This window comes from Candidatus Korarchaeota archaeon NZ13-K (assembly GCA_003344655.1).
Classification (GTDB): Archaea; Korarchaeota; Korarchaeia; order Korarchaeales; family Korarchaeaceae; genus Korarchaeum.
In genome coordinates, this window is record MAIU01000062.1 from 1 (window position 1) to 6,443 (window position 6,443).

Here is a 6,443-nt window from a genome sequence, read left to right on the forward strand (position 1 = left end):
GTGATAGGCTGGGTGCTCTACCTGCTGGCCCTCAGGTTGAGCAGGCTCAGGGAGTTCTACGCTGATGCGCATTCAGCGATGACAGTTGAGAGGGGTGCCGAGAAGCTCCAGAGAGCCCTTATCAAGATAGTGGAGAGCACTGATCCTAGGAGAGGTGAGCAGCTCGTCGCGGCGAAGGCCCTCATGATAGCGGATCCCACTTCAGGCGGACCCGGCATCGGGGGCCATGAGGACCTCAGGATCAGGGAGTACATCGAGAGGGAGCCCTCCCTCCTCGAGAGGTTGATGAACCTGTTCTCGACCCACCCGAGGGTGGAGGACAGGCTGAGGAGGCTGGAGGACCTCAAGCGCCTCTACGGCTGATCCCTCACGGAAATTTTTTATTGCAGGGGGAGGAGATCCCCGTGTGGAGAAGATAGCGATACCCTCCAAGGGGCCCGAGGGGCTCGAGGCTCTGGTCTTCGGTCAGCCGATATACGCACCCTTCTTCACGATAGTGACAGTTGAGGAGGGTGAGGTGAGGAGCGTCGATGTCATAAGGAACCCGGCCTCCACGCTGCTCCCCTACAGGGGCCCCAGCCTGGCCTCCTGGCTGAAGCACATGGGGGTGAACGTGGTGGTCTCCATCTCCTTCCCGGAGGATGTGATAAGCAGCCTGACCTCCTGGGGGATAAGGCCCGTCTTTGCCATGGGAAGGAAGGTGAGCGAACTGCTAGAGGCCTATCTCTCGGCCACTAGATGAATCTGACTCCCATTTCCTCAACCTTTCGCTCTCTTCCCCTTCTTGCTCACCGGCTTGCTGTACTTCATCAGAAGGGAAACCACGCTGTCTATGCACTCCAAATCGTCGCATAGCTTGGCCAGCTCCAGGAACTCTCTGAAGCCAAATTCTGTGAAAATAGATGATTTCTCAGCCACATAATCGGAAAATCTCTCATCCTTTCCGCTTCTTTCCATCACTATTTTAGCTATTATTCTCCTCCTGATGGACTCATCCTCTATCGGCGGCAGGTAGAAGGATATGAAGTAGCCGGTCAGGTCCCTCGGGATTGACCTCTCACTCGTGGCCGATGCCAGCAGGGTGGCCCTGTGCTCCAGCACCTCACCCCTGCTCCTCACGAAAAGCCTTCCCGATGAGAGGAAGTTCGCGAGCGTTGACAGATCGACGGAGGATCTGAGCCTCTCGAGGCCCTGTATTATCAGGGGATTGGGCCTCACCCCGTAGAGCACCTCATCAAGCGAGGGCTCGCTGCCGGGGACGTAGAGGTAGGAGCTGGGTATCCTGCGCAGCTCCTCCATTATGAGCTCCTTGAGCGAGAGCCTGGGGCCTATCAGCAGGAAGTGGGCGGAGCTGTCGCTCCTGATGGACCTTGTTATCAGGGACACTATGCTCCTGAAATCGCTCAGGAGACTCCTTAGCTCCTCAGATCCCTCCTCAACCCCGAGTTCCGATCCTCCCGGGGCTATTGTCTCCCCAAGAATGAGACCCTTGCTCTCCAGGACCCTTCTCAGGAGCTCCGGCCTGGACACGACGTAACTCACCTTCTTGCTCCCGCCGTGGACCGCCTCTATCACCCCGGAGCCGACCAGCTCGAGGATGTGGGAGAAGGGTGGCTGCGGCGATAGCTCAGAGGGCGAGAAGGGGATGTAGAGGTAGGTGGAGCCGCACTCCCTGCACCTGTATTGGAGGGCTGATATCCTCTCCAGATCGGAGGATCCGCACTTCTGGCACCTGAACACGCTGTTGTGGTAATCCAGTATCGTCTTGATCGTGATGAGTATTCTCGGATCCTTCTCCACAGCCCTCATCAATCTCTCCAGTACCCGCTCAGTTGACATGTTCTATTGAGTTGGGGCGAGCTTCTACATAATCGTTTCGGATGCCTCTATTGTTCAGGAAACTTTACGTACCCAACACGGGGAAGCTAACCCCATGGGTCGCAGCGATCCGAGGGGGGTTCTGGCTCTCCCCTGGAACCCGCAACATGCCGGGCCTCGAAATGGCTCAGATCCCGCCCGGTCATCGAAGCTCGCCCGAATGAGGGGTTGAAATTCACCCGGATCTCATAAAAACAGTTGAGTTTTATGAATGCTCGTATATCAGGTCAACGTACCTGAAGTTGACGGTATCTATGAGACCCCTGTCCGTTATCCTGAGCTCGGGGAGGACGTCCAGGGCGAGGAGGGACATCGTCATGAAAGGCGACACCCAACCGCATCCCCTCTCCCTCCAGACATCGTAAGTCCTCTCGAGCTCCTCAGCCACCCTCTCCGGCTCATCCGTCGACATGAGCCCGGCCAGCGGGAGCCTCACCAGGGAGAGCACCTCCCCCCCGTCCACTGTCACTATTCCCCCTCCGGCCTCGGCCAGGGTGTTGACCGCCAGCGCCATGTCACGATCGCTCATCCCAAGCACGAGGAGGTTGTGGTTATCATGGGCTATGGTGGAGGCCACTGCTCCCAGCCTGAAGCCGAATCCCTTCACGAAGCCCAGCCCCATGTTCCCGCTCGCCTTATGCCTCTCCACGACCGCGACCTTGTAGATCATCCTCGAGGCGTCCGGCAGGATCTCCCCTCCCCTGACCTCGAGCTCCTCCACCGCGCACTTGGTAAGAACGCTGCCCTCCATTGCCTCTATGACCCTGACCCTCACCCTTCCATCACTCATGGGAGCCCTTATGCGGAAGTCATCGGGCTGAAGCCTCTTGTGAAGCCTCACCGTCCTTAAGTACCTCTCATCGTAACTTGGGGGTCTCATATCGATAGCAAGCTTACCCTCCCTCGCCACCACCCTGCCGTCGGCTATGACGGTATCGACCTCCACCCTGGTAAGGTCCCTGAGCAGCAGTATATCGGCCAGTCTGCTCGGAGCGACGCTTCCTATCTCCCTTGCCAGACCGTAGTGCTCAGCCGGGTTTATCGTGGCCATCTGGATCGCTCTGATGGGATCCAATCCCTCCTCTATGGCCCTCCTCACTACGTGGTCCATGTGGCCCTGCTTGATTATCGAGTCCACCTCCCTGTCATCCGTGACGAGGCACGCATGTCTGGAGTCAAGCTTCGCCTCGGTTATGGCTTTCACAGTCTCCTTAACGTCGAGCCAGGCTGAGCCCTCCCTCATGTAGGCGTACATGCCGAGCCTGAGCCTCTCTATAGCGTCCACCTTCCTCGTCATCTCGTGGGATGACGATATTCCTGCCGCAGCGTATGCGGTGAGCTCCCTCCCGAGGAGTCCGGCATCGTGACCCTCGACGACCTTCCCAGCCCTATGGGCGGCGTTTATCTTCCCGAAGACCTCCGGATCGGTCGCCAGCACCCCGGGGTAGTTCATCATCTCCCCGAGCGCCACCACACCGTCCCAGGAGAGCATCTCCTCCACCTCCCCAACCCCGAGGTGGGCTCCGGATGTCTCGAAGGAGGGGTTGGCCGGGACGCAGGAGGGTGCCGTGACGAAGACCTTCAGGGGCAGGTCCCTCGACTCCTCCACCATGATCCTCACCCCTTCCAAGCCTAGGACGTTGGCTATCTCGTGCGGGTCTATGAAGACGGAGGTGGTCCCCCTGGGAAGGACGACCTTGGCGAAGTTCGTGAGGCAGAGCATGCTGCTCTCCACGTGGACGTGGGCGTCTATGAAGCCCGGGACAAGGTACATGCCCCTGGCATCGATCACCTGCGTCCGGGGGCCTATCGTGTGCGACACCTCTCCTATCGCAGCGACCCTGTCACCCTTGACGGCGACGCCGTAACCCTCCAGCACCTCCCCCGAGTTCACATTGACGAAATTCGAGTTAAGAATGACGAGATCCGCCTTCTCAATACCTAAAGCGACTCTAACGAGTGTGGAAGAGACTTCCCATATCCTGCTCCTCATGGGGGGTCGATCGATGGGCCCCCGAAGATATAAAATGGATTCGCCCACCCCTTCAGCTCCGCGCTACCGGCCGACGAGGACCCCGAGCAGCATGCCCACTATGTAGAGGATCCCGAAGTTCTGGACGAGGGATGCCGTCATCGGGTCCGAGTTCTCCGGAATGGCCTTGCTGAACCTCCTCAGGATCCTGAGGGCCATCGGTAACGTGAGTAGGGTGAGCAGGGATGTGAGGGGGAGGGATCCCGCGAGGATGGCGGTCAAGACGAGCGCGTATGGAATCAGCACCTCGGCCGCGTAGAGCATGATACCCCTCCTCACCCCCATCATGACTATCATGGTCTTAGCTCCCCTCTCCCCATCGTACTCCACGTCCCTCAGGTTGTTGGCGGTGAGAACGGCCGCCACCAGGAGGCCCACGGGCGCCCCGGCGATGGCGGGCCCCAGGGACAGGCTGCCCGTGAGGACGTAGTGTGTGCCCACCCAGATGAAGACCCCCCAAGCGAGGAAGACGCCCAGCTCCCCCATCGCCCTGTACTTGTACCCCAGGGGGCCGGAGTAGGTGAGGAGGAGCAGCGCCCCCACGAGGGCCAGGAGCATTGGTACAAGGGGCCTAATCAAGGATAGAGCTACCGCGAAGCAGAGGCCAGCGAACATCAGGGAGAAACCATAATTCCTGAGGTATTTTGGGATCATCATCCCGCTTATTATCGGGTGAGGCCTGTATCTAGTGGTGGGTGCTCCCTCAACATCAACCCCCCTGATCGTGTCGTAATAATCGTTTAGCACGTTAGCCGCAGCGTGCAAGAGGGTAACTCCGGCCAGCGTCAGGAGGTAGAGGAGTGGGTCGAAGGCTCCTGTAGAATAATATGAGTAGGAGGCGGCCCCCGTAACGGACACCGCCGTCATTGTGAAGGACCAGGGTCTGGTTGCTATCATTAGCTCCCTCAGCCCGGGCATCCTTGCGGGGCGGCCGGCCGCACTTAAAAGCCTTTCGATAGCTTCGTCTCAGGAGATGAGTATCCTCGCCTTGAGCCCCCTCTTGGAGAAGCCCTCCACAACGAAGCCGTTCATCCTGAGGAGTATCACGAGCTCCTCGAGGCTGGCCCCCTCATTCAGCCTCACCCTGAGCTCCGTGCAGCTCACCCTCTCGCCATCCGCCGTGATCGCATCAGAGTACGCTATCCTCTCTATCCTCCCGAAGCTCCTGACTATGCTCGCGAGCCTGTCCTCCCGGGTCGGCATCCGGGATGGGACCGGGGGTGATTGATATAAGGGAGCGCTGGGAAGTAATACTCGAGCAATAGAGGCGGAGGCTCGGGTCAGGGACCCGAGGTTTAAGGTGCGATGCCCTAGATATAGATCCATCGCATCGATGCTGAAATCCGGCCTATGGGAGGTGGTTCCTTGAGCGGTGAGCGTCCGGAGTGGATCGTCTGGATTGTGACGGCTCAGTGCAACCTGAGCTGCCCCTACTGCTACGCGACCCACTACTTGGGGGAGCGGCCCCTCAGGGGGGAGGCCCTGAGGAGGGTCCTGCTGGAGGCCCAGGCGACGGGAATCGAGTACATAAACTACACGGGAGGGGAGCCGCTCCTGAGGGATGACATGCTCGACATAATCGGGGAGACCGCTGAGCTGGGGATCGAGGCGAGCATCTTCACGAACCTCACCCTCATGAGGGAGGAAATCGCTTCGGAGCTCTCCAGGCGCGGGGTCTTCCTCATGACGAGCTTGGATGGTCCGCGAGATGTCTACGAGAGGGTGAAGGGGAGGGGAACCTGGGAGAGATTCCTCAGGGGCATCGAGATCATTAGGAGATTCGGATTACCCTTTCACGTCAACATCACAGTCTCTAAGTTGAACCACGAGAGGGTGGGGGATGCCATAAGGATGGCTGAGGAGCTCGGGGCTGAGAGCATATCCTTGATACCATCGATGGCCTTCGGAAGGGCTCTGGAGACTGGAAGCTTCGTGGAAAGGGATGAGTTCCTGAGGAGCCTGTCCCAGGCGGAGGAGGTGGCTGGGGAGCTGGGGGTGGAGGTGAGCGTTTGGTGCGCACCATTCCTAGCATCACTGGAGGGATTCAGGAACCTCCGTCACAGCAACTGCAGGGGCTGGAGGGAGCTGGACATCTCTCCCGGTGGGAAGGTGCTCCTCTGCGACGTCATGGGTGTCGAGGTGGCCGATGTCATTGAGGATGGGATCCTCGGATCTTGGATAAAACTGAACGCCCATCCCCTTTATCTGAAAGCGAAGATGATGCCAGAGGGATGCTGCGGTGATGAGAGGTGCCTCGGAGGGTGCTACGCCAGGGCCCACAATCACTGGGGAGGATTGCCATCCCCAGACCCACTCTGCCCGAAGGTGAGACTTCGATGAGACCTTCAAGCCCTTTTCCCGACTCTGAGAGCTGCTACTTGCGGAGCATCACGATGAGGGGCCTCAAGAGACTCTCTCGAAGCATTGCTTCGCATAAGATACATCCCCTCATGGGGGGACCGTTGTGGGACTCATGGACCTCCATCATTGGCTCATGAAAGTCGCAGCCAACGTGAAGGAAGGCACGAGCTCT

At 59.0% G+C, this 6,443-nt stretch carries 7 protein-coding genes; 3 read left to right on the forward strand and 4 right to left on the reverse strand.

All coding sequences use genetic code 11. The features are described from left to right. Both BA066_06065 and BA066_06070 read left to right on the forward strand, forming a co-directional pair. A complete protein-coding gene (locus BA066_06065) occupies positions 1–363 on the forward strand; it encodes a hypothetical protein (GenBank protein ID RDD53120.1) in 363 nt (120 codons plus the stop codon). A 19-nt stretch (positions 364–382) separates the two neighbouring features. Next, the gene (locus BA066_06070) at positions 383–742 is read left to right on the forward strand and encodes a hypothetical protein (protein RDD53121.1); all 360 of its coding nucleotides are present in this window, start codon (positions 383–385) and stop codon (positions 740–742) included. Between the two features lie 17 nt (positions 743–759). Here the strand turns inward: BA066_06070 and BA066_06075 are convergent, their stop codons facing one another. The 4 genes from BA066_06075 to BA066_06090 form a co-directional block, all read right to left on the reverse strand. Next, positions 760–1,839, reverse strand: a complete 1,080-nt coding sequence (locus BA066_06075; protein ID RDD53122.1) for a hypothetical protein — start codon at positions 1,837–1,839, stop codon at positions 760–762. A gap of 244 nt (positions 1,840–2,083) precedes the next feature. Next, positions 2,084–3,871, reverse strand: a complete 1,788-nt coding sequence (gene ade, locus BA066_06080; protein ID RDD53123.1) for an adenine deaminase — start codon at positions 3,869–3,871, stop codon at positions 2,084–2,086. Between the two features lie 63 nt (positions 3,872–3,934). Further along, on the reverse strand, positions 3,935–4,828 hold the full coding sequence (locus BA066_06085) for a prenyltransferase (GenBank protein ID RDD53124.1): 894 nt from the start codon (positions 4,826–4,828) through the stop codon (positions 3,935–3,937). Between the two features lie 48 nt (positions 4,829–4,876). Then, positions 4,877–5,113 (reverse strand): hypothetical protein, encoded by a 237-nt coding sequence (locus BA066_06090; GenBank protein RDD53125.1) that lies wholly within the window; start codon positions 5,111–5,113, stop codon positions 4,877–4,879. Between the two features lie 147 nt (positions 5,114–5,260). Between BA066_06090 and BA066_06095 the strand changes: the two genes are divergently transcribed. Further along, positions 5,261–6,250: a radical SAM protein gene (locus BA066_06095; protein ID RDD53126.1), complete on the forward strand. Its 990-nt coding sequence runs from the start codon at positions 5,261–5,263 to the stop codon at positions 6,248–6,250. Positions 6,251–6,443: the final 193 nt, after the last annotated feature.